The 21,358-nt window shown below is 68.9% G+C and carries 23 protein-coding genes and 1 tRNA gene; 12 read left to right on the top strand and 12 right to left on the bottom strand.

Annotation, left to right across the window (positions count from 1 at the left end):
• Positions 1–1,329, top strand: a 1,329-nt coding sequence (locus IEY81_RS14505) for an aspartate kinase (RefSeq protein WP_229787883.1), incomplete at its 5' end; no start/stop codon positions are given.
• A complete protein-coding gene (locus IEY81_RS14510) occupies positions 1,326–2,369 on the top strand; it encodes an aspartate-semialdehyde dehydrogenase (RefSeq protein WP_189119198.1) in 1,044 nt (347 codons plus the stop codon). The genes IEY81_RS14505 and IEY81_RS14510, both read left to right, overlap by 4 nt.
• 96 nt (positions 2,370–2,465) lie before the next feature.
• Here the strand turns inward: IEY81_RS14510 and IEY81_RS14515 are convergent, their stop codons facing one another.
• The 4 genes from IEY81_RS14515 to IEY81_RS14530 all read right to left on the bottom strand — a co-directional run bounded on the left by IEY81_RS14515 (position 2,466) and on the right by IEY81_RS14530 (position 4,873).
• Positions 2,466–3,197: an MFS transporter gene (locus IEY81_RS14515; RefSeq protein ID WP_189119199.1), complete on the bottom strand. Its 732-nt coding sequence runs from the start codon at positions 3,195–3,197 to the stop codon at positions 2,466–2,468.
• 57 nt (positions 3,198–3,254) lie between these two features.
• Positions 3,255–3,713, bottom strand: coding sequence for a nitroreductase/quinone reductase family protein (locus tag IEY81_RS14520; protein ID WP_189119200.1), 459 nt, complete (start codon positions 3,711–3,713; stop codon positions 3,255–3,257).
• Positions 3,714–3,785: 72 nt separating this feature from the next.
• Positions 3,786–3,859 (bottom strand) — tRNA-Pro (locus IEY81_RS14525).
• 81 nt (positions 3,860–3,940) lie between these two features.
• The gene (locus IEY81_RS14530; protein ID WP_189119201.1) at positions 3,941–4,873 is read right to left on the bottom strand and encodes a metallophosphoesterase; all 933 of its coding nucleotides are present in this window, start codon (positions 4,871–4,873) and stop codon (positions 3,941–3,943) included.
• A 26-nt stretch (positions 4,874–4,899) separates the two neighbouring features.
• On the opposite strand from IEY81_RS14530, the gene IEY81_RS14535 reads away from it, so the two are divergent.
• A complete protein-coding gene (locus IEY81_RS14535) occupies positions 4,900–5,358 on the top strand; it encodes a GatB/YqeY domain-containing protein (RefSeq protein ID WP_189119202.1) in 459 nt (152 codons plus the stop codon).
• A 50-nt stretch (positions 5,359–5,408) separates the two neighbouring features.
• On the opposite strand, the gene IEY81_RS14540 is transcribed toward IEY81_RS14535, so the two are convergent.
• The gene (locus tag IEY81_RS14540) at positions 5,409–7,868 is read right to left on the bottom strand and encodes a penicillin-binding protein (protein ID WP_189119327.1); all 2,460 of its coding nucleotides are present in this window, start codon (positions 7,866–7,868) and stop codon (positions 5,409–5,411) included.
• Between the two features lie 224 nt (positions 7,869–8,092).
• On the opposite strand from IEY81_RS14540, the gene IEY81_RS14545 reads away from it, so the two are divergent.
• Positions 8,093–8,371: a WhiB family transcriptional regulator gene (locus IEY81_RS14545; RefSeq protein WP_189119203.1), complete on the top strand. Its 279-nt coding sequence runs from the start codon at positions 8,093–8,095 to the stop codon at positions 8,369–8,371.
• Between the two features lie 79 nt (positions 8,372–8,450).
• On the opposite strand, the gene bagB is transcribed toward IEY81_RS14545, so the two are convergent.
• From bagB to IEY81_RS14560, 3 genes are read right to left on the bottom strand one after another with little or no spacing between them, the layout of a single operon-like run.
• A complete protein-coding gene (gene bagB / locus IEY81_RS14550) occupies positions 8,451–9,617 on the bottom strand; it encodes an ArsA family ATPase (protein WP_189119204.1) in 1,167 nt (388 codons plus the stop codon).
• The gene (gene bagA, locus IEY81_RS14555; RefSeq protein WP_189119205.1) at positions 9,614–10,630 is read right to left on the bottom strand and encodes an ATPase BagA; all 1,017 of its coding nucleotides are present in this window, start codon (positions 10,628–10,630) and stop codon (positions 9,614–9,616) included. Before bagA ends, bagB begins: the two co-directional genes overlap by 4 nt.
• Positions 10,631–10,656: 26 nt before the next feature.
• A complete protein-coding gene (locus tag IEY81_RS14560) occupies positions 10,657–11,472 on the bottom strand; it encodes a maleylpyruvate isomerase family mycothiol-dependent enzyme (protein ID WP_189119206.1) in 816 nt (271 codons plus the stop codon).
• A gap of 76 nt (positions 11,473–11,548) precedes the next feature.
• On the opposite strand from IEY81_RS14560, the gene sp36 reads away from it, so the two are divergent.
• The 4 genes from sp36 (at position 11,549) to IEY81_RS14580 (ending at position 13,900) form a co-directional block, all read left to right on the top strand.
• Positions 11,549–11,704 (top strand): Sp36 family protein, encoded by a 156-nt coding sequence (sp36, locus tag IEY81_RS14565; protein ID WP_189119207.1) that lies wholly within the window; start codon positions 11,549–11,551, stop codon positions 11,702–11,704.
• A complete protein-coding gene (locus IEY81_RS14570; RefSeq protein ID WP_189119208.1) occupies positions 11,701–12,159 on the top strand; it encodes a RidA family protein in 459 nt (152 codons plus the stop codon). The genes sp36 and IEY81_RS14570 overlap by 4 nt, the downstream gene beginning before the upstream one ends.
• A 71-nt stretch (positions 12,160–12,230) precedes the next feature.
• The gene (locus IEY81_RS14575) at positions 12,231–13,103 is read left to right on the top strand and encodes an NUDIX hydrolase (protein WP_189119209.1); all 873 of its coding nucleotides are present in this window, start codon (positions 12,231–12,233) and stop codon (positions 13,101–13,103) included.
• The gene (locus tag IEY81_RS14580; protein WP_189119210.1) at positions 13,103–13,900 is read left to right on the top strand and encodes an MBL fold metallo-hydrolase; all 798 of its coding nucleotides are present in this window, start codon (positions 13,103–13,105) and stop codon (positions 13,898–13,900) included. Before IEY81_RS14575 ends, IEY81_RS14580 begins: the two co-directional genes overlap by 1 nt.
• 157 nt (positions 13,901–14,057) lie before the next feature.
• Here the strand turns inward: IEY81_RS14580 and IEY81_RS14585 are convergent, their stop codons facing one another.
• Entirely contained in the window at positions 14,058–14,735 is a 678-nt protein-coding gene (locus IEY81_RS14585; RefSeq protein ID WP_189119211.1) for a Crp/Fnr family transcriptional regulator, read from the bottom strand.
• A 199-nt stretch (positions 14,736–14,934) separates the two neighbouring features.
• Here IEY81_RS14585 and nth point away from each other — a divergent pair, with 199 nt between their 5' ends.
• From nth to IEY81_RS14605, 4 genes are read left to right on the top strand one after another with little or no spacing between them, the layout of a single operon-like run.
• Positions 14,935–15,651 carry an endonuclease III gene (gene nth / locus IEY81_RS14590; protein WP_189119212.1) on the top strand — a complete coding sequence of 239 codons (717 nt, stop codon included), beginning with the start codon at positions 14,935–14,937 and terminating at the stop codon, positions 15,649–15,651.
• A complete protein-coding gene (locus IEY81_RS14595) occupies positions 15,651–16,277 on the top strand; it encodes a TlpA family protein disulfide reductase (protein WP_189119213.1) in 627 nt (208 codons plus the stop codon). The genes nth and IEY81_RS14595 overlap by 1 nt, the downstream gene beginning before the upstream one ends.
• Positions 16,274–16,957 carry an NUDIX hydrolase gene (locus IEY81_RS14600; RefSeq protein WP_189119214.1) on the top strand — a complete coding sequence of 228 codons (684 nt, stop codon included), beginning with the start codon at positions 16,274–16,276 and terminating at the stop codon, positions 16,955–16,957. Before IEY81_RS14595 ends, IEY81_RS14600 begins: the two co-directional genes overlap by 4 nt.
• Positions 16,954–18,132, top strand: a complete 1,179-nt coding sequence (locus tag IEY81_RS14605) for a MarP family serine protease (protein ID WP_189119215.1) — start codon at positions 16,954–16,956, stop codon at positions 18,130–18,132. The genes IEY81_RS14600 and IEY81_RS14605 overlap by 4 nt, the downstream gene beginning before the upstream one ends.
• A 156-nt stretch (positions 18,133–18,288) precedes the next feature.
• Here the strand turns inward: IEY81_RS14605 and IEY81_RS14610 are convergent, their stop codons facing one another.
• The 3 genes from IEY81_RS14610 to nhaA form a co-directional block, all read right to left on the bottom strand.
• Entirely contained in the window at positions 18,289–19,221 is a 933-nt protein-coding gene (locus tag IEY81_RS14610) for a type IV toxin-antitoxin system AbiEi family antitoxin (protein WP_189119216.1), read from the bottom strand.
• A gap of 140 nt (positions 19,222–19,361) precedes the next feature.
• The gene (locus IEY81_RS14615; RefSeq protein ID WP_189119217.1) at positions 19,362–19,769 is read right to left on the bottom strand and encodes a phage holin family protein; all 408 of its coding nucleotides are present in this window, start codon (positions 19,767–19,769) and stop codon (positions 19,362–19,364) included.
• A gap of 42 nt (positions 19,770–19,811) precedes the next feature.
• Entirely contained in the window at positions 19,812–21,110 is a 1,299-nt protein-coding gene (gene nhaA, locus IEY81_RS14620) for a Na+/H+ antiporter NhaA (protein WP_189119218.1), read from the bottom strand.
• Positions 21,111–21,358: the final 248 nt, after the last annotated feature.

Genomic DNA, 21,358 nt, shown 5'->3' on the forward strand with positions numbered 1-21,358 from the left:
GTGGCGCTGGAGGCCGACGTCTGCGAGATCTACACTGACGTCGACGGCGTCTTCACCGCCGACCCGCGCATCGTCCCGACCGCGCGGAAGCTGGGCCAGGTCGCCTTCGAGGAGATGCTCGAGCTGGCCGCCTCCGGGGCCAAGGTGCTCCACCTGCGCTCGGTGGAGTTCGCGCGGCGCCACAACCTCCCGATCCACGTACGCTCCTCCTTCTCGACCCTCAACGGCACCGTGGTCAAGGGCAGCATCGACGCGGTCTCGCCGCAGCGCATCCAGCAGCCCAGCGAGGACGCCGGGATGGAGGCGCCGATCGTCGCCTCGATCGCCTACGACCGCAGCCAGGCGAAGATCACCGTCGTGGACGCGCCCGACGAGGTCGGCGCTGCGGCGAAGGTCTTCGACATCGTCGCCGGCGTCGGGATCAACGTCGACATGGTCGTCCAGGACGCCTCCGCGGCAGCCACCGAGCGCACCGACATCACCTTCACCCTGCCCCGTGACGACGTCGAGCGAGCCGTCAAGGCGCTGGAGCTGGCGCGGCACGAGGTCGGTTTCGAGCGGGTCATCGCCGTGCCGAGGATGGGCAAGGTCTCGCTCATCGGCGCCGGTCTGCGCACCCAGCCGAAGAAGATCGCCGACTTCTTCTCGGCCATCGCGATGGCCGGGGTCAACATCCAGATGATCTCCACCTCGGAGGTGCGGATCTCGGTCGTCGTGGCCGACGAAGAGGTCGACCGGGCCGTGCAGGCCGCTGCCGAGAAGTTCAGCGACGTCGAGGTCGAGAAGGTCTCCTACGGCACCGAGGTCGATGGCGACGTCCCGGAGATCGTGGGCATCGCCCATGACCGCAGCGAGGCCAAGATCACCCTCGTCGGCGTCACCGACGAGCCCGGCGAGGCCGCCCGTGTCTTCGACACCCTGGCCGAGGCCGGCATCAACATCGACATGATCGTCCAGAACGTCTCTGCGGAGGAGACGCGGCGCACCGACATCTCGTTCACGCTCCCGCGCACCGACGTGAAGCTGGCGCGCGCGGCTCTCGGCGAGATTCAGAGCGAGATCGGCTTCGCCGACCCGATCACCGACACCCAGATCGGCAAGGTCTCCATCGTCGGTGAGGGGATGCGTACGCACCCGGGGATCACGTCTCGATTCTTCGCCGCGCTGGCCGCTGAGGGAGTCTTCATCAGGATGGTGTCGACCTCGGAGATCCGGGTCTCGGTGCTCGTCAGCACCGACGACCTCGACCGCGCCGTGCGCGCCACACACAGAGCATTCGGTCTCGACAGCGATGTAGAGGCCATCGTCTACGGAGGGACCGGCCGATGAACGTCAATCTGGGAATCGTGGGAGCCACCGGGCAGGTGGGCGTCGCCGTACGCCAGATCCTGCTCGAGCGCGGCTTCCCGCTGGGCGACGTCCGTTTCTTCGCCTCTGCCCGCTCGGCGGGCAAGACCATCGAGTTCGGTGACCGCTCGGTCGTCGTCGAGGACGCCGCCACGGCAGACCCGGCGGGTCTCGACATCGCGATCTTCTCGGCCGGCGGGGCCACCTCGAAGGCGCTGGCCCCGAAGTTCGCCGACGCCGGTGTGATCGTGATCGACAACTCGTCGGCCTGGCGCAAGGACCCGGAGATCCCGCTGGTCGTCTCAGAGGTCAACCCCTCGGCGATGGACGGCGTGATCGCCGCCCGGACGGGCATCATCGCCAACCCCAACTGCACCACGATGGCAGCGATGCCGGTGCTCAAGGCGCTCCACGACGAGGCCGGTCTCGAGCGGCTCATCGTCTCGACCTACCAGGCGGTCTCGGGCTCCGGCGTCGCCGGTGTCGAGGAGCTGGTCAACGGGGTCGCGGCTGCCGGTGACAAGGCCCGCGAGCTCGCCTACGACGGGTCCGCCATCGCGTTCCCGGAGCCGGACAAGTACGTCGAGCCGATCGCCTACAACGTCCTCGCCTACGCCGGCTCGCTGGTAGACGACGGCCTCAACGAGACCGACGAGGAGCAGAAGCTCCGCAACGAGTCCCGCAAGATCCTCGATCTGCCCGACCTCCCCGTCTCCGGCATCTGTGTCCGCGTCCCGGTCGTCACCGGCCACTCGCTCGCGGTCAACGCCGAGTTCGCCTCGCCGCTGACCCCCGAGCGCGCCACCGAGATCCTCGCCAAGGCCGAGGGCGTCGAGCTCCGTGACGTACCGACCCCGCTCCACGCCGCCGGCAAGGACCCGTCCTACGTCGGCCGAATCCGGCAGGACGAGGGTGTCCCGGACAACCGCGGCCTCGCCCTGTTCATCTCCAACGACAACCTCCGCAAGGGCGCTGCGCTCAACACGGTCCAGCTCGCCGAGCTGGTCGCCGCCGCCCTCTGACGAGCCGTCACATACGTCGGCCGAGATGGCACCTCGGTGCCGCCTCGGCCGACGGTGGTGACGTCTCGACCGGCGTGGGTGACGCCTCGCCGGGAGTCAGTCGATGTAGTTCGTGGTCACCCAGTGCGCGAGCGCGTACGCGGCTGCGGTGAGGGCGACGATGACGATCACGCCCCAGGCGTGGGTGAACATCTCGGTGAGGAAGAGCATCGAGAGTACGGCGACGAGTGCTGAGCCCAGAAAGCTGATCGTGAACGGGGAGCGGGCGCCGGTGACGCGGAGGAGATAGCCGCCGACCACGACGGCGAGCACGAAGACGCCGATGAGGATGATCGCGCCGGTGTCGCCGAGCGAGGAGGTGCCTCGCGTCCACTGGCTCACGGTGCCGCTGAACCAGATGGCCAGAGCCATCAGCGCGCCGACGAGGGCACCGATGATGGTCGCTGCGGTGAGTCCGGAGGGCGTCGGGAGCTTGATCCGCTCCTTCGGCTCCTTCGCCGGCTTTGGTGCCTTGGCAGGCTCGGGCTGCTTCTTCTCGGACTTGGGTGCCTTCGGCTTCTTCGGCTTCTTCGCGGTCTTGGCAGCCTTGGCAGGCGACTCGGCCTTGGCGGGCTTCTCGACCGACGGCTCAGGATCGACGACCGGAGCGGTCTCCTTCTCCAGCACCTGGGTCTTCTGCGCGGAGGCGGTCTTCGTCTCCGAGTTCTCGGCCTGGGTCTTCTCGGGCTGAGTCTTCTCGGGCTTGGCCTTCGCCGGCTTCGCGCCCCCACGCTTCTTCTTGAAACCGAACGACGGCGCGGCGAGCTTGTCGGCGGGGTCGTTGCTCATGAGGGGCAGTTTCGCATGTCGCCGGTCACAATTGAACTCAGGCGCGGGTCCACGAGATCAGGCCCTGGTCAGCCGGATCACCGGGATCTCGCGGTCGGTCTTCGTCTCGTACGTCGCGAAGTTCGCCGCCGTCTGCTTGATCTGCGCCCAGGCGCGAGCCCGTTCTTCGCCGTGCAGCTGCTCGGCGACCACCGGGATCCTCTCACCGTTGAGCTCGATGATGACCCGGTCCGGGTTGGCGGCGATGTTGTAGTACCACGCCGGGTTCTTGGGGGCTCCGCCCGCAGAGGCGGCGATCAACCAGGTGTCGTCCTCGCCGGGGAACCAGGCCAGCGGGGTCGAGCGCGGCTCACCGCTCTTCTTGCCGATGGTGGTGAGAGCCAGCATCCGCATGCCGGCCATCTGTACGTTGCGCTTGCGGGCCCGGTTCATCATCAGGTTGTTCATCGTCTTCCCGAAGAAGCCTGGTGAGGGCTGCTTGGCCCCGCGAGTGCCGTTGCGCGTGTCGAAGCTCATGCGGGCAGACCCTACTCGCCGAAAACGACTCAGGCTCGGAGATCTGTGCGATCTCCGAGCCTGAACTCGATGTCGGGTTGACAGGATTTGAACCTGCGGCCCCCTCGTCCCGAACGAGGTGCGCTACCAAGCTGCGCTACAACCCGAATGCTGCACCGAATCATCGGTCCAACGAGCAATGAGCATAGCCCAGAGACCCGCTCGATCCGTAATCGAGCCCACGATCTCTACCGGCGAGACGAACCACGCGGCGTGAGCGTCAGAAGGGTGGCCTCAGGACGGCACGCGATGCGGATGCGCGTGTAGGGGGAGGTGCCGAGTCCGGCCGAGACGTGCAGCCACGCCTGCCGCCCGCCGTGGGTGTGGGTGTGCAGCCCGCGCACCCGCTCGGGGTCGAGGTCGCAGTTGGTCGCGAGGGCCCGCCCGCCGGGCAGGCAGATCTGGCCGCCGTGGGTGTGGCCGGCCAGGATCGCGTCGTAGCCGTCGGCCGTGAACTGGTCCAGGACCCGCAGATACGGAGCGTGCGCGACCCCGAGCCGTACGTCGGCGGTCGGGTCGGCAGGGCCGGCGACCGCCGGCAGGTCGTCGAGCCGGAGGTGAGGGTCGTCGACGCCCGCGAAGGCGATCTCGATTCCCTTGACGGTCAACGACGTGCGCGTGTTGGTGAGGTCGAGCCAACCGGACCTGGTGAACGCGGCGGTGAGATCGCGCCAGGGCAGCTGGGGCACGTTCGTACGCCGCTTGCCGTTGTCGGGCAACAGGTAACCGATCGGGTTGCGCAGCCTCGGCTCGTAGTAGTCGTTGGAGCCGTGCACGAAGACGCCCGGGACGTCGAGCAGCGTACCGAGCGCGTTGACGACGGCCGGCACCGCCCGACGGTGGGAGAGGTTGTCGCCCGTGTCGACGACGAGATCCGGCTGCAGAGCGGCCAGCGACGCGATCCAGTCGAGCTTCTTGTGCTGCGACGGGACCACGTGCATGTCGGAGAGGTGCAGTACGCGCAACGGGTCCGCGCCCTCGGGGAGCACCGGCATCCGCACCCGGCGCAGGGTGTACTGCCGGGCCTCCCACAGGGCGTACGACGTGAGGGCCGCGCCGGTGGCGAGCCCGGTGCCGAGGGTTGCACCGACCACTGGGCCGATCACTGAGGCGAGCCGCATGGCTCAACCCTGCCACAATGGGTTTCATGAGCACTCTGAAGGACCAGCTGAGGACCGACCTGACCACGGCGATGAAGGCCCGCGACAAGGCCCGCGCCGGGACTCTGCGCATGGTCATGGCCGCCATCAGCGAGGCCGAGGTCGCTGGGACGGAGGCCAAGGAGCTCACCGACGAGGAGATCACTGCGATCCTCATCAAGGAGGCCAAGAAGCGCCGCGAGGCGGCCACTGCCTTCGCCGAGGCAGGCCGGGCTGAGCAGGCCGAGAAGGAGACCGCGGAGGCCGCCGTCATCACGGAGTATCTCCCAGCTCAGCTGAGCGCCGAGGAGATCTCTGACCTGGTCAGCAAGGCCATCGCGCAGACCGGTGCCGCCGAGCTCGGGATGAAGGGGATGGGCAAGGTGATGGGAGTGCTGACCCCACAGACCAAGGGACGTGCCGACGGCAGCGCCGTCGCGGCCGAGGTGCGCAAGCAGCTCGCCTGAGCGGAGCCGAGGACCGGGACCAGGGCCGGGGGCGGGGGCCGGCGACGACGTCAGTCGTCGTTCGGCGGCCACTCCCAGCCGAAGTCGGGCTCGTCGTCGGCCGCGGCGGGCCTCTCGTCGCCGCGGCCCGGCTTGTCGTTCCCGGGCTTGTCGGGCTTCCCTGGCTTCTTCTTGTCGGGCTTCTTCTCCGGCTTCGGCTCCGGACCGAGCGAGGTGTAGATCGTGATCGGCGAACCCTCGGCGGCGTCGCCGGACGGGGTGGTGAACGCGACCAGACCGCGGTCGTAGTCGGAGTAGGCCTCCGGGCCGACCTGCACCTGGAAGCCGGCCTTCCGCAGCACCTTGGTGGCCTTCTCGACCGACATGCCGCCCACCCAGGGGACGTCGACGGTGTTGCCGGCGATCACGTTGGGGTCGGGCTCGTGGAAGTCGACCGACTTGAGGTACTTGTCGATGACCTGCATCGCGCCACCCCACATCGGACCGGCGGTCGTCGAGCCGGCGGCTTCGTAGACGTAGCTTCCGCCGACCACCTGGCCGTTGAGGCTGAGCGGCGTGCCCTTCGAGTTGGCACCGGCGATCATCGACGCGGTCGCGAGCTTCGGGGTGTAGCCCATCAGCCACACCGCCTTGTTGTTCTGCGTGGTGCCGGTCTTGCCGGCGCTGGGCACCGACAGCGCGAGGTTCTGACCGAAACCGCCGGGCTCCATCACCCCGCGGAGGATGTCGTTCACCGCGTCGGCGGTGCCCTTGGCCATGACCTGCTTGCAGGACGGGGTGTACTTCTTGATCAGCTTGTCGTTGGCATCGAGGATCTCGTTGACGGGCACGGAGTCGCAGTGGTTGCCGCGGGCCCCGAACGTCGCGTACGCCTCGGCCATCTCCAGCGGGCTGACGTCGACGACGCCGAGGGTGAAGGTGGGGACGCGCTCCGCGCCGCCGCAACCTGTCTCGCTCGGCTTGCAGACGTGGCCGTCGTCGTAGCTGACGCCGAACGGGGCGGTCAGCTTGACGCCCATCTTCTGCGCCAGCTTGTAGGGGGCGCACATACCGGTGATCTGGAAGAGCTGGGCGTAGAAGGTGTTCACCGACTCCCGGGTGCCGGTGTAGGCGTCTTTGGCGCCCGAGGTGGTGGAGTTGTGGAAGGTGTGGTTGCCGACCCGGTTGCCGTCGCCGGGACACCCGGAGAACGTGGACTCGTTGAGGGTCAGCTCCTCGGGAGAGTTGATCTTCTGCTTGAGGGGGAAGCCCTGCTCGATGGCCGCGGCCAGGGTGAACGCCTTGAACGTCGACCCGGCCTGGAAGCCGTTGGAGTCGCCCGCCTTCTCCTTGGGGACCAGGTAGTTGAGGTAGGACTGGCCCTTCTTCTTGTTGTCGCCCATCGGCCGGGACTGGGCCAGCGCCCGCACCCGGCCGCTGCCGGGCTCGACCATCGCCAGGGCGCCGATGGCCTGGTCGGTGGCGTTGACGTGGTCCTCTACGGACTCCTGGGCGGCGTCCTGGAAGCGCTGGTCGAGGGTGGTCTTGATGGTCAGACCGCCCGACTTGATCAGCGCGAGCCGGTCGGTCTCGTTCTCGCCGAAGGCCGGGTCCTTGAGGAGCCACTTGATGACGTAGTCGCAGAAGAACTCCGCCGACGAGCCGAGGCAGCCGTTGCGCTGCTTCTGCACGTCGAGGCCGAGAGGAGCGTCCTTCAGCTTCTCCGCCTGCGGTCGGGGGACGACCTTGAGCGCGGCCATCCGGTCGATGACGACGTTGCGCCGCGCGATGGTGGCGTCGGGGTAGTTCGTCGGGTCGTAGCCGGTGGGGTTCTTCACCATCCCGGCCAGCATCGCCGACTGCTGCCAGTTGAGCTCGGAGGCGTTGACGTTGAAGTAGTGCTTGGCGGCTGCCTGCACGCCGTAGGCGCCGTCGCCGAAGTAGGCGGCGTTGAGGTAGCGCTCCAGGATCCAGTCCTTGGAGTGCTGCTCCTCGAGCGCGATCGCGTAGCGGAGCTCGCGGATCTTCCGGGCCGTCGACTTCTCGATGGCCGCCGTGCGCTCGGCCTCGGTCTTGGCGGAGTAGACCAGCGTCGTCTTCACCAGCTGCTGGGTGATCGAGGAGCCGCCCTGGACCGAGTCGCTGGCCTGGTTGGTGATCAGCGCGCGCAGCGTGCCCTTGAGGTCCATCGCGCCGTGCTGGTAGAAGCGGTAGTCCTCGATCGCCAGCAGCGCCTTCGTCATGTTGGACGAGATCTGGTCGAGCGGGCGGTAGACGCGGTTCTGGTCGTAGAGCGTGGTGATCAGGTTGCCCTTGCGGTCGACGATCTTGGTCGTCTGTGACATGTTGTCGACCTCGAACGCCTTCGGCAGCGAGTCCATCTTCTCGGCCGTCTCCTTGGCCGCGAGACCGGCCACACCGGCGAACGGGATCGCCAGACCTGCGGCGACGACTCCGAGAACGGCTGCCACGCCACACATGACGGCAAGATGCTTGAGCACGGTCTGCGGGCGCAGCGACGGCGAGGACATGCTGGTCATCGTAGGTGATCGTCACCAATAGCACACGAATCGCAACCGGCCCCCACAGGCCGGTCAGAAAGCCTCCACAGAAACGCCATAGTCATTTCGGACTACGTACTTTGGGCCAGAAGGGTGTGTCACCCGACAGGTTTCAGTCTTTAACCTTTAGTCCGCACGGGCGCCCACGCCATCAATGGGGAGGGCGAAGCGCTCCGACGAAGGGATGGCACACAATGTGGGTAGATGAATGGTCGCTGCAGGCTGCTTGTCGTGAGAACGAGCCGGACGAGCTCTTCGTGCGCGGGGCCGAGCAGAACAAGGCCAAGCTGGTCTGCTCCGGCTGCGCGGTTCGCACCGAGTGCCTTGCCGAGGCTCTCGACAACCAGATCGAGTGGGGCGTCTGGGGCGGCATGACCGAGCGCGAGCGTCGTGCCCTGCTTCGCCGCAGCCCGAACGCCTCCTGGCGCGCCGTCCTCGAGGCCGCTCGCAGTCGCGCCACCACCGTGGAGTGAACACTCGCCCCCTACACGAGTGGATCGCTGAAGATCTTGGTCTGAGCCAGGACGTACGTGACGTACGTCCTGGCTCGACTCATTCTCCGGCCAGCAGCCGGCCGATCTCACGCAGCCCGTCGAGGTCGTGTACGTCACCGGGCAGCGCCGGCACCACGGCCGTCGGGACGTGGGGGTGGGCGACGGCGAACCGTTCGCGCAGCTGCTCCTGACGCTCGACCAGCAGCGCGCGGTCGGCGTGGAGCCGCAGCAGCCCGGCGGTGAGCGGTGCGTCAGGGAGGCGCTCGGAGGCGGCGCCGGCCGCGGCGGCGGTCAGGGCGGCCTCGTCCGGCAGGGTCGCGCGGTTGATGACCAGCCCCTGGAGCGGCATCCGGTCGCCGGAGAGGCGCTCGACGAAGTAGGCGGCCTCCCGCAGCGCGTCCGGCTCGGGGGCGGCGATGACCAGGAAAGCGGTCTCGTCGGCCTGGAGCAGCGCGTAGGTCTCCTGGGCCCGCTGTCGGAAGCCGCCGAAGACCGTGTCGAGCGCGGTCACGAACGTCTGCAGGTCGGTGAGCATCTGCCCGCCGAGCACCTTCTTGAGCGCATTGGTGACGATGCTGATGCCGGCGGACATGAGCCGGACCGGACCCTTGGTGGGGGCCAGCATCAATCGCAGGAAGCGGCCGTCGAGGAAGCTGGAGAGCCGCTCGGGAGCGTCGAGGAAGTCCAGCGCGCTCCGGCTCGGAGGCGTGTCCACCACGATCAGGTCGTAGTCGCCGCTGCCACCGTTGTGGGCGAAGGAGTCGCGGTAGAGCTGGCCGAGCTTCTCCATCGCCATGTACTCCTGCGTGCCGGCGAAGCTGGAGCTCAGGGCGATGTAGAACTGGTTGTTGAGGATCTGCTGGGCCTTCTCCGGGCTGGCCTGCGACTCGACCACCTCGTCGAAGGTGCGCTTCATGTCGAGCATCATGGCGTCGAGCCGGCCCGGGCCGACGTCGGGCACGGGCCGGGGCGTGTTGTCGAGCTGGGCGATGCCCATCGACTGGGCGAGCCTGCGCGCGGGGTCGATCGTCAGCACGACGACCTTGCGTCCGCGCTCGGCAGCCCGCAGCGCGAGCGCGGCCGACGTCGTCGTCTTGCCGACGCCGCCGCTGCCGCAGCAGACGATGATGTGGGTGTCGCGGTCGTCGAGCAGCCGGTCGACCTCGAGGGCATGGGTGTGGTCGGCGTGGGCGGCCAGTGGCCCGACGCGGGGATGTGACGTCATGCGAGCCCCTGGTCCTTCAGCTCGGCGGCGAGCTCGTAGAGCCCACCGATGTCGATCCCGCCCGCGGTGCGGTCGAGCTCGTAGGTCGGGACCCCGAGCCCGGCCACGAGCTCACGCTGGGTGTCCTCGAGCGCCCGGCGCTCGGCGTACTCCTTCGCCTCCTCGGTCAGGGCGGCGACCAGTCCGGGGTCGGGCTCGACACCGGCCCGCTTGAGGTCCTCGGCGATCTCCTCGCTGTCGAGGTCGCCGGCGAGCGCGGCGGAGAGGGACTCGTCGGGGAGGTCGCGCGGGCGAACCTGGTTGACGATGACGCCGCCGACCGGGAGCCCGGCGGCGCGCAGCTCGCTGATGCCGTCGGCGGTCTCCTGGACCGGCATCTCCTCGAGCAGCGTGACCAGGTGGACGGCGGTGCGCCGGGAACGGAACAGGGTCATCATCGTGTCGGCCTGGTTCTTGATCGGTCCGACCTTGGCCAGGCCCGCGACCGACTCGGAGACGTTCAGGAAGGACGTGATCCGGCCGGTCGGGGGCGCGTCGAGCACGACGGCGTCGTAGGTGCGCGCGCCCTTGTTGCGGCTGTTGCGCTGGACGGCCTCGAAGAGCTTGCCGGTGAGCAGGACGTCGCGTACGCCGGGAGCGATCGTGGTCGCGAACTCGGTGACGCCGAAGCGGTCGAGCGCGCGGCCGGCCGGGCCGAGCTTGTAGTACATCTTGAGGTATTCGAGGAGCGCTTCCTCGGGGGCGATGTGCAGGGCGTAGACGTTGCCGGGCGCGGCGTCGGCGCCAGAGCGCGACCGCATCCGGAGCCCGGTCGCGATGCGGGTCTCGGCGTAGGGGAGCGGGTCGACGTCGAACATCCGGGCCACTCCCTGGCGGCCCTCGACCTCGCAGAGCAGCACGTTCTTCCCGTGCGAGGCCAGCCCGAGCGCCAGGGCAGCAGCCACCGTCGACTTGCCCGTGCCGCCCTTGCCGGTCACCACATGCAGCTGCACGTGTGGCCAGTCGGAACTCATGAAACGACTCTAACGGGGACCCGATGTCAGGGGGTGATGTTGAGGTTCTCCACGATCTTGGTGCCGAGGGTGGGGTCGCCGGTGATGGTGACCTTCGCGGGGTCGGCGGCGGCGCGACCGCCGGCGAGCAGGACGTACGTCTCCCGGTCGGTGCTCAGCGTGACCGCCGGGTCGGTGACGGCGCCGGCGAGCGGGACGCCCTTGCCCTCCTTCGTCACCGTGAACGCGTACGCAGGGTGCCCCTCGACCTCGACGACGACCGTCGATCCGGGGGCACCGCCGGCCTTCTTGGCGAGCACGAACCCGACGCCCTCGAGGAGGTAGTCGGCGGTGTGGAGCGCGCCGGCCGTGTCGAGGTTGCCGGGGCGGCCGGTCGCGCGGCGGATGTCCTGCTCGTGCATCCACACGTCGAGCGGCCGGTTGCGGAGCAGCTTGCCGGTGGTCCACCCGATCGCACCGAAGACCCCGATCGCCGGCGCCGCGGCGTCCTCGGGCGGCTCGGCGAGCAGCGCCTCGCGGCGTACGGCGGAGTGGCGGCGGATCTCGTCGATGATGCTGGCGGGGTCGGCCTCGCGGCGGGTGAGCACGCCGACCTCGGTGAACTGCCCCATCGGCGACTTGATGTGGTCGGCCTCCGGGACCTCGACGTCCTCGCGGGGCGCGCCCGCGGTGAGGCCCTCGAGGTGGGCGACGTGGGAGGCGATCGCGCGGACGTCCCAGCCGGGGAGGTCGGTGGCGAGGTCCCAGTCGGTCTCGTCGAGCTGCTCGAGGAGCGTGAGGAGGTCGCCGATCGAGGACCACCAGGCGTCGACGTAGGTCTTCAGCTGCTCTGCGGAAGTCACGGGCTGACCCTAGTAGGGATTTCAAACCATGTCATCGGACATCCGCCCTCCGCGGTCTGCGAAGTAGGGTGCCGACATGACCAAGTGGGAGTACCAGGTAGCGCCGATCCTCAACCACGCTGCGGCGCAGATTCTGAACAACTTCGGTGAGGACGGGTGGGAGCTCGTCTCGATCCTCGACAACGGCACCGGCAACTACGTCGGCTTCTTCAAGCGGGCGGTCTCCGAGTGAGCGCGCCCGAGGAGGTCCTGGCCGAGCTCGGGCTGAGCGTCCCGGACGTGGTGCCGCCGGTCGCGGCCTACATCCCGGCGGTCCGCTCGGGCAACCACGTCTTCACCTCCGGCCAGCTCCCGATGAAGGACGGCGCGCTGCTCTCCGTCGGCAAGGTCGGCGGCGACGTGTCGGCAGAGGACGGCTACGACGCGGCGCAGCAGTGCGCGCTCAACGCGCTGGCCGCGGTCAAGGCCGAGATCGGCGACCTCGCCCAGATCAAGCGGGTCGTGAAGGTGCTGTGCTTCGTCGCCTCCACGCCCGACTTCACCGGCCAGCCGGGTGTCGCCAACGGCGCCTCCGAGCTGCTCGGCAAGGTCTTCGGTGACGCCGGCCGCCACGCGCGGTCGGCTGTCGGGGTGCCCGTGCTGCCGCTCGACGCGCCTGTCGAGGTGGAGCTCGTCGTCGAGATCTGACCGCGGGTCGAGACCTACTGACACTCGGATAGGGGCACGTCGACCTCGTGACCGTCGCTACAGTGACGAGCGTGCGTATCCCGATCCCTCCAGTCCGGCTCAATGACGACATCGTGGCCTTGGCCGGGGAGTACGCCGAGGGCGTACGCACCCCGGTCGAGCCGCGCGACGCGGCGACGGTGCTCCTGCTGCGACCGGGCTCGGGCGCCGGGCCGGAGGTCTACCTGCTCCGGCGGCAGATGACGATGGGATTCGCCGCCGGGATGGCCGTCTTCCCCGGCGGCGGCGTGGACGTACGCGACGTCGAGCTGCCCGACTCCTGCTGGGCCGGGCCGACGGCCGCCGAGTGGGCGCGCCGGCTCGGGGTCGACGAGGCCCGGGCCCGGGCGCTGGTCGCTGCCGGCGTGCGGGAGACGTTCGAGGAGTCCGGGGTGCTGCTCGCCGGGGTCTCGGAGGACTCGGTCGTCGACGACGTCTCGGGCGACGACTGGGAGGCCGACCGTGCTGCTCTGGAGTCGCGCACGCTGTCGCTGACCGAGCTGCTGACCCGACGAGGGCTGGTGCTGCGTACCGACCTGCTGGCGCCGTGGGCCGCCTGGACCACCCCGGTCTTCGAGCCGAAGCGGTATGCGACCTGGTTCTTCGTCGCCCGGTTGCCGGAGGGGCAGCTGACGCGCGACGTGTCCAGCGAGTCGTCCTCCGTGCAGTGGCTGGAGGTCGCCGAGGCGGTCGCACAGGTCGAGGCCGGCGAGCTCGCGATGATGCCGCCGACCTACCTCAACTGCCTCGAGGTCGCCTCGCTCGGCTCCGAGGACGAGATCCTCGCCGATGCCGCCGGGAGGACGCTGACGATGTTCACACCGACCGTCTCGGAGGTCGACGGCGGTCACGTGCTGTCGATGATGCCGCGGCACGCGGCCCTGGTCGCGGGGAGGAAGCGCTGATGAGCGAGTCGTGGTCCGGCGGGACCTTCGGAGAGCGCGGGCAGTGCATCCTGGCGCCCAACCCCGGCATCATGTCGCTCGACGGCACCAACACCTGGGTGCTGCGCGAGCCGGGAGCGCGCCGGTCGGTCGTGATCGACCCGGGTCCGTTGGACGAGGGGCATCTCGACGCGGTCGCGGAGGCGGCCGGCGAGGTGGCGACGGTGCTGCTGACCCATCACCACTACGACCACTCCGAGGCTGCCCGGGCCTTCGCGGAGCGGGTCGGGGCCGGCGTACGCGCTCTGGATCCTGAATACCGGCTCGGCACCGAGGGCCTCGGCGACGGTGACGTCATCGAGGTCGACGGGCTGGAGATCCGGGTCGTCGGTACGCCCGGTCACACCGCCGACTCGCTCTCGTTCTGGCTGCCCGGCGACGGGGCGGTGCTCACCGGGGACACCGTCCTCGGCCGCGGCACCACCGTCGTCGCCCACCCCGACGGCCAGCTCGGCGCCTACCTCGACTCCCTCGACCGCCTCCACGCGCTCGCCTCCGAGCACGGGGTCGGCAACGTCTGGCCCGGCCACGGCCCGGTCATCGGCAACGCCCTCGGCGCCCTTGACTACTACATCTCCCACCGCCGCGAGCGCCTCGGCCAGGTCGAGGCCGCTGTCGCCACGCTCGGAACCACGGCGGCCGAGGCAGACCCGCGAGCGGTCGTCGAGATCGTGTACGCCGACGTCGACCAGGTCCTCTGGGGCGCCGCCGAGCTCTCGGTCCGCGCCCAGCTGGCTTACCTCGCCGAACGAACCTGACCCCGAGACGTCGAAAATCGACGCCGAGACGTCAGAAAACGACAGCGAGAGGTCGATCTCCGAGGCCCTGGCATCCGCCGGGTCTCAGAAATCGACCTCTCGCCGTCGAGAAGTGACGCCTCGGCGTCGATTTCTGACGTCTCGGCGGGCTGGCGGGTCAGCGGGCTCGGCGGGCCATTCTTTCGATGTCCATGATGACTACGCTGCGGGGCTCGAGGCGGAGCCAGCCGCGGCTGGCGAAGTCGGCCAGGGCCTTGTTGACCGTCTCGCGGGAGGCGCCGACGAGCTGGGCGAGCTCCTCCTGGGTGAGGTCGTGGTGGACGTGGACGCCGTCGTCGGCGGTGCGGCCGAAGCGGTCGGCGAGGTCGAGCAGAGCCTTCGCCACGCGGCCGGGGACGTCGGAGAAGACCAGGTCGGCGACGACGTCGTTGGCCTTGCGGAGCCGGCCCGCGAGCTGGGAGAGCAGGCCACGGGCGACGACCGGGCGGCCCTCGAGCCACTTGAGGAGGTCCTCGTGGGAGAGGCTCGCGAAGGTGGAGTCGGTGACCGCGGTGACGGTGGCGGAGCGGGGGCCCGGGTCGAAGAGCGAGAGCTCGCCGAACATCTGGCCGGGGCCCATGATCGCGAGCAGGTTCTCCCGGCCGTCGGACGAGGTGCGACCGAGCTTCACCTTGCCGTCGATCACGACGTACAGCTTGTCGCCGGAGTCGCCCTCGTGGAAGAGCACCTCTCCGCGGCGGAGCTTCGACTCTGCCATCGAGGCGTGCAGGGCCGTCATCGACTCGTCGTCGAGTGAGCTGAAGAGCGGTGCCTGACGGAGTACGTCGTTGTCCATTGCGGCCATTCCTCCTGGATTTTCCCCACATCCGCGGGTATTACATCGGGAATCCTATCTGTGGAACGTCTCACAGTTGCACTTCCCCCACCGATAAGCGGTCGATAAGGGTGGAAAGTGCATGTGTCCGACGGTATTTGTGCTAATCGAACTTCCGGGCCGGATCGGGATTGTCGGTGCGGCCGCGTAGCCTTGCTGCGTGCCTGCCCAGAAGTTTGCGACTGAGACGCGCCTGGGTCTGGTGCGTCGTGCCCGTCGGATCGACCGCATCCTCGGTGAGACCTACCCCGATGCGAAGGCCGAGCTCGACTTCACCAACCCGTTCGAGTGCCTGGTCGTGACCGTGCTCAGCGCGCAGACCACCGACAAGCGGGTCAACCTCGCTTCGCCCGCGCTGTTCGCGGCCTATCCGACGGCGAAGGAGATGGCCGCAGCGCCGCGCGAACACCTCGAGCAGCTCGTCGGGCCGCTCGGGTTCTTCCGGGCCAAGACCGATGCGCTGCTCAAGCTGAGCGCGGTGCTGGTCGAGGAGCACGACGGCGAGGTGCCCTCGCGCCTGGAGGAGCTGGTGAAGCTGCCCGGCGTCGGGCGCAAGACCGCCAACGTGGTGCTCGGCAACGCGTTCGGCAAGCCCGGGATCACCGTCGACACCCACTTCGGCAGGCTCTCGCGACGCTTCGGCTGGACCACCGAGAAGGACCCGGTCAAGGTCGAGCACGAGGTCGGCGCTCTCTTCGAGAAGCGCGACTGGACGATGCTCTCCCACCACGTCATCTGGCACGGCCGCCGGATCTGTCACGCGCAGAAGCCCGCGTGCGGTGCCTGTCCGCTGGCGAAGCTGTGTCCTGCGTACGGCGAGGGGCCGACCGACCCTGTGGTCGCGGCCAAGCTGGTCCGCACGGAGGGCCGCAACTGATGCTTCGTGGTCGCGCCGCGGTGGCAGCTGCTCTGCTGCTGACCGTGCTGGCTGCCTGCGGCACCGACTCGTCGGGCGGCGGGCAGTCGGGCGCGCCGCTGGGAGACAGGCCGTCCTCGAAGGTGGACGTCGCCACCAAGGACATGGTCGCGGCCAAGAAGGCCTCGAAGGTCGAGGACTGCCGGGCGGGCTCGGCGAGCGACGGCGGACTGCCTGCTGTCGAGCTCCCCTGCCTCGGCGGCGGTGACTCGGTCGACCTCGCGTCGTTCGAGGGACCGATGGTGGTCAACCTGTTCCAGGGTTTCTGCGCGCCCTGCAAGGAGGAGATGCCGGCGCTGCAGAGCTTTTACGAGACCTATGGCGACGAGGTGCCGGTGATCGGCATCGACGTCATGGACACCGTGCCCGGCGTCGCGCTCGAGGAGGCGATCTCGCGCGGAGTGACCTTCCCGATGTACGCCGATCCCGGCGGCGAGCTCCAGGGCGGGCCGCTCACCGCGCGAGCGGTGCCGGCGACGTACGTCCTCTCGGAGACGGGCGAGGTCGAGCTCCTGCAGATGGGCGGCATGACGAGTGCGGGCCAGGTGAAGAGGCTCGTCGAGAAGAAGCTGGGGATCACGCTGTGACGGCGGACGGCACAAGGCCGGACTGGTTCGAGGAGATCGTCGAGGCGGCGAAGAGGATCCGCGGCGAGGACATCTCGCAGTTCCTGCCGCCGGCCGACGGCAGTGCCCGCGAGTCGGCCGTGCTCATGCTCTTCAGCGACGGTCCTGAGGGTCCTGACCTGCTGCTGACCGAGCGCTCCCACACGATGCGTTCCCACCCGGGCCAGGTGTCCTTTCCCGGTGGACGGCTCGATGCGGGGGAGACCGTCGAGGAGGCGGCGCTCCGAGAGGCGTGGGAGGAGACCGGCCTCGACCCGGCCGGCGTCGACGTCGTCGGCAGGCTCCCGGCGCTGTGGATCCCGTTCTCCAACCATGCGGTGGTGCCGGTCATCGCGTGGTGGCGCGAGCCGTCGCCGGTGACCACTCGATCGCTCGAGGAGGTGCACGCTGTCTACCGCGTGCCCCTCGAAGAGCTCAAGGACCCCGCTCACCGAATCCAGGTGGGAGCGCCGGGCCGCAGCGGGTGGCTGATGCCCGCGTTCTTGATCGGACCGGAGAAGGATGTCATCCTCTGGGGCTTCACAGGTGGAATCATCAACCGTTTCTTCACCTATCTCGGGTGGATCTCGGAGATTCCGGACGCCCCGATCAAGGAGTTGCCCGAATACATGCTGCAGGGACGCGAACGGAATCGGCCGTGAACTTTCTTGATTGGATCCTGATCGTCCTCGTCGGGGCTTACGCGCTCTCCGGCTATTGGCAGGGCTTCATCACCGGCGCGTTCGCCACCGGCGGCCTGCTGCTCGGTGGCTTCATCGGGATCTGGCTCGCACCGAAGGTGCTCGGCAGCGCGGCCCCGTCGCTCTGGGTCTCCCTCGGTGCTCTGTTCGTGGTGATCGCCTGCGCCTCCATCGGGCAGGCGGTGCTGCAGTACGGCGGCGTACGCGTCCGAGACGAGATCACCTGGCAGCCTGCGCGCATCGTCGACGCTCTGGGTGGGTCGTTGCTCAGCGCGGCCGCGGTGCTGGTCGTCGCCTGGGCCCTCGGCGTCGCGGTCTCCGGTGCGCAGATCAACGGCCTGACCCCGGCCGTACGCGGCTCGGCGATCCTCGCCAAGGTCGACTCGATCATGCCGACCCCGGCCGACCGTGCGCTGCGCGCCTTCAACGACGTCGTCGGCACCTCGTTCTTCCCGCGCTACCTCGAGCCGTTCGCCCGTGAGCGGATCGTCGAGGTCGGCCCCGGCCCGCGCCGGATGCTCACCGACCCCGACGTCGTACGTGCCGGCGAGTCCGTCCTCAAGATCCGTGGCGCCAACCAGTGCGGCAAGGGCGTCGAGGGCACCGGTTTCGTGATCGGGCGCGGCTACCTGATGACCAACGCCCACGTCGTCGCGGGCGTGGACGACCCCAACGTGATCGTCGGCGATGGCGCCAACGACGCCAAGGTCGTCCACTACGACCCCGAGATCGACATCGCCGTGCTCAAGTTCAAGGGCGGCGGCAACCTCAAGCGCCTCGACTTCGACCGCACCGCCGCCGCCGAGGACCCGATCGCGGTCCTCGGCTACCCCCAGGACGGCCCCTTCGACGTACAGCCCGGTCGTATCCGCGCCGAGCAGCGTCTCCGCTCCCCGGACATCTACGGCGTCGGCACCGTCATCCGAGACGTCTACTCCGTGCGCGGCCTCATCCGCCCCGGCAACTCCGGCGGCCCCATCGTCGACTCCGAGGGTGACGTCGTCGGCGTCGTCTTCGCCGCCTCGGTCACCGACTCCGAGACCGGCTACGCCCTCACCACCGACCAGGTCATCGACATCGCCCGCGAGGCCCGCACCCAGACCGAAGCCGTCGACACCGGCGCCTGCGCCGGCTGAGTCGAGACGTCAGCTAGGTCGGTCGAGACGTCAGACGCGTCGGCCGAGAGGGCACCGGCGTGCCACTTCGGCCGTCCGGGGTGACGCTTCGGCTGTCCGGGGGTGACGCTTCGGCCGTCGGGGGTGACGTCTCGGCCGTCGGGGGTGACGTCTCGATCAGAATCGCCGGGTGAAGTACGTCGGAGTCAGCGCGTCTCTGACCTCGCGGAGCCAGGCGTCGAGGCGATCGCCGGTGAAGTCGCCTTTTCGCACGATCACGATCGTCCAGCCGTGGTCGATGAGCCAACCACGTCGTTCTTCGTCGTAGATGCGCTGGTCCGGGTCGTCGTGGTCCTCGCCGTCGTATTCGATCGCGACCTTGGCCAGGCGATAAGCGAAGTCGAGACGGTAGGTCGGGATCCCCTCGACCTCGACCCAGACCTGGGCCTCCGGGAGCGGTAGGCCGGCGTCGCTGATCGCGAGCATGGTCCAGGACTCGCGCTGGGACTCCATGCGTCGGCTCACCAGCGGGACGAGCTCACGGAGCTGGACGACGCCGCGGCGGCCTCGAAACCGGGGCAGCTCTTTGTCGAGGGCGCTGCGGCTGATCCCGTGTTGTCGGGCGAACTCGTTGAGGGCGGCCATCGCCTCGCGCCGGTTCAGGTTGCAGCCGAGGTCGAGGGCGGTGCGCAGCGGTGTCGTCACGCGCAAGCCGCCGACGATGGTGATGTCCTCCGGGAGCAGGTCGCGGGAGCGACCGTCGGCGCCTGGGCGGCGAGTGCGGGTGTGGCCACGGACGGCGCACGTCTCCACCGCCGGGACCTGCGACAGCTCCGTCTGCGTGAAGGTGTTGACGCCGTGGACCCATGCTGCCGTACGGTCACTGATGACTTGGTGCTCCGAGACCACCTGCACGAGCGCTTCCGCTCGCCTGACCGGATCGTCCTCCGCTTGCGCGGGGAGGTAGACGCCCCGGAAGGGCCGCCGCACGTCTCCATGGCCGATCGCCTGGGTGAGTGCGTAGCGGTTGGTCGCCACCGAGTCGATGTCGGACGTGGTGAACGGACTCTGGGGCAGGTCGCTGTCGGTCTTGACGAGTGAGAGATTCATGCTCGCAGCGTGCGCCAGGTCGCGTACGAAGTCATCCGTCTTTTCAGAGCCTGTGGATAACTCCGTGTCGGGACCTGCCTGTGGACAGAATTCGGCCCGTCACGATGACGCCTCGGCCGACCGCGCTGACGCCTCGGCGGTCAGTGCTGACCCTTGAGGGCGCGGGGGATCTCCTTGCCCTGGGCGATCGCCTTCTCGGGAGCCTTGACCTTCTTGACCTTGCGTACGCCGATGAAGGCGAGGAGGCCGGCGAGGAGTACGTAGAAGCCGAAGACGATCAGGAAGGCCCAGTGGAGGCCGAGGCCGGCCCAGTGGATGAAGTAGGCCACCGAGACGGAGAACATGATCACCGCGAGCACCAGCAGGAACGCGGCGGCGGCGAAGAGGCCTGCGCCGACGCCGGCGTTGGTGAAGGAGACCTTGAGCTCCTGCTTGGCGAGCGTGATCTCCTTGTTGACGAGCTCGGAGATGTCACGGGTGGCGTCGACGACGAGCTTCCCGATCGTCGGGTCCTCGCCGCCCGGAGCCTTCACGTTGTCGACTGCCATGGGAACCCTTCGCTGAACGTGTGTTGGGGAGCGATCACGACCTTACCGGTCCCGACCCTGATCCTCTTCGAACACGTCCGGCACGCCGTCGTTGTCGGCGTCGGTCGTCTCGAGCTCCTCGATGCGCCGGTAGACCCGGTTGCGTGCCCGGAGGATGATCGTGGCGAGGAGGGACGCGAGGACGGAGCCGAAAAGGACGCCGACCTTCATGTGGTCGTGGGCCCCGTGGTCGGAGCCGAAGGCGAGCTCGCCGATGAGCAGCGAGACGGTGAACCCGATGCCGGCCAGCATCGCCATCCCGATCACGTCGGTCCAGGCGAGGTCGTCGTCGAGCGAGGCGCGGGTGAAGGTGGCCAGCAGCCACGTCGAGCCGGCGATGCCGATCGTCTTGCCGACGACGAGGCCGAGGATGATGCCGAGCGTGATCGGGTCGTGCAGAGCGCTCGTGACGCCGTCCCAGCCGCCGAGGGAGACGCCGGCGGCGAAGAAGGCGAAGATCGGTACGGCGACACCGGCGGAGATCGGCCGGGTCAGGTGCTCGAGGTGCTCGGCGAGACCGCGCTTCGCCTCGGGGTCGCGCGCGACGACGGGCACGGTGAAGCCGAGCACGACCCCGGCGACGGTGGCGTGGACGCCGCTGGAGTGGACGAGCGCCCAGGCGACCAGGGCGAGCGGGATGAGCAGCCACGGGCTGGTGATTCGGCGCTGGACGAGGAGCGCGAAGAGCCCGATGGGGATGAGCGCGAGCAGCAGATAGCCGATGTGGAGCTCGGAGGTGAAGAAGATCGCGATGATGGTGATGCCGAGCAGGTCGTCGACGACGGCGAGGGTCAGCAGGAACGTACGCAGCCCGGCGGGCAGGTGGGTCGAGATGACGGCGAGGATGGCGACCGCGAAGGCGATGTCGGTGGCCACCGGTGTCGCCCAGCCGGCGAGCGAGCCGCCGCCGATGGTGTTGACGGCGACGTAGATCAGCGCCGGGGCGACCATGCCGCCGACCGCGGCCGCGATCGGCAGCGCGGCGCGCCGCGGGTCGCGCAGGTCGCCGGCGACGAACTCCCGCTTGAGCTCCAGGCCGGCGACGAAGAAGAAGATCGCCAGCAGGCCGTCGGCGGCCCAGGTGCCGACGCTGAGGTCGAGATGGAGCGCGGAGGGGCCGAAGCGGAAGTCGCGCACCGCCTCGTACGTCTCCTGCAAGGGGCTGTTGGCGAGGATCACCGCGATGACCGCGCCGATGATCAGCAGGATGCCGCCGGTGGTCTCGGCGCGCAGGATCTCGGCGGTACGTGACGTCTCCAGCCACGATGTTCGGGTGAAGAGTCGGTTGCGAGTCTCGCTCACGGGCAGGCCTCCAGGGGCTCAGGGGGTCGTCGAAGTCACGCCGACCAGACTTCCCGGCACACCTGATTCCGACCCTAGCAAGGGACCTCCAGCCGGTCCGCGACGTGGTCGCTCACCGCGTTGACATGGCTCTCGGAAAAATCGCTAACGTATGGAAACAGAATCAAATAGCAGCGACACAACGACATATTTGACCGTCAGAGCCGAGAAATGCGCGGAATCCGTTGCATAGTGGATCTCAGCCCTCG

This window comes from Nocardioides luteus (genome assembly GCF_014648595.1).
Lineage (GTDB): Bacteria > Actinomycetota > Actinomycetes > Propionibacteriales > Nocardioidaceae > Nocardioides > Nocardioides luteus.

Excerpts from the sequence above, each read along its gene's own strand:
- IEY81_RS14510 (WP_189119198.1), top strand. The coding sequence starts at position 1,326 with ATGAACGTCAATCTGGGAATCGTGGGAGCCACCGGGCAGGTGGGCGTC.
- IEY81_RS14515 (WP_189119199.1), bottom strand. The coding sequence starts at position 3,197 with ATGAGCAACGACCCCGCCGACAAGCTCGCCGCGCCGTCGTTCGGTTTC.
- IEY81_RS14520 (WP_189119200.1), bottom strand. The coding sequence starts at position 3,713 with ATGAGCTTCGACACGCGCAACGGCACTCGCGGGGCCAAGCAGCCCTCA.
- IEY81_RS14530 (WP_189119201.1), bottom strand. The coding sequence starts at position 4,873 with ATGCGGCTCGCCTCAGTGATCGGCCCAGTGGTCGGTGCAACCCTCGGC.
- IEY81_RS14535 (WP_189119202.1), top strand. The coding sequence starts at position 4,900 with ATGAGCACTCTGAAGGACCAGCTGAGGACCGACCTGACCACGGCGATG.
- IEY81_RS14540 (WP_189119327.1), bottom strand. The coding sequence starts at position 7,868 with ATGTCCTCGCCGTCGCTGCGCCCGCAGACCGTGCTCAAGCATCTTGCC.
- IEY81_RS14545 (WP_189119203.1), top strand. The coding sequence starts at position 8,093 with ATGTGGGTAGATGAATGGTCGCTGCAGGCTGCTTGTCGTGAGAACGAG.
- bagB (WP_189119204.1), bottom strand. The coding sequence starts at position 9,617 with ATGACGTCACATCCCCGCGTCGGGCCACTGGCCGCCCACGCCGACCAC.
- bagA (WP_189119205.1), bottom strand. The coding sequence starts at position 10,630 with ATGAGTTCCGACTGGCCACACGTGCAGCTGCATGTGGTGACCGGCAAG.
- sp36 (WP_189119207.1), top strand. The coding sequence starts at position 11,549 with ATGACCAAGTGGGAGTACCAGGTAGCGCCGATCCTCAACCACGCTGCG.
- IEY81_RS14580 (WP_189119210.1), top strand. The coding sequence starts at position 13,103 with ATGAGCGAGTCGTGGTCCGGCGGGACCTTCGGAGAGCGCGGGCAGTGC.
- IEY81_RS14585 (WP_189119211.1), bottom strand. The coding sequence starts at position 14,735 with ATGGACAACGACGTACTCCGTCAGGCACCGCTCTTCAGCTCACTCGAC.
- IEY81_RS14595 (WP_189119213.1), top strand. The coding sequence starts at position 15,651 with ATGCTTCGTGGTCGCGCCGCGGTGGCAGCTGCTCTGCTGCTGACCGTG.
- IEY81_RS14610 (WP_189119216.1), bottom strand. The coding sequence starts at position 19,221 with ATGAATCTCTCACTCGTCAAGACCGACAGCGACCTGCCCCAGAGTCCG.
- IEY81_RS14615 (WP_189119217.1), bottom strand. The coding sequence starts at position 19,769 with ATGGCAGTCGACAACGTGAAGGCTCCGGGCGGCGAGGACCCGACGATC.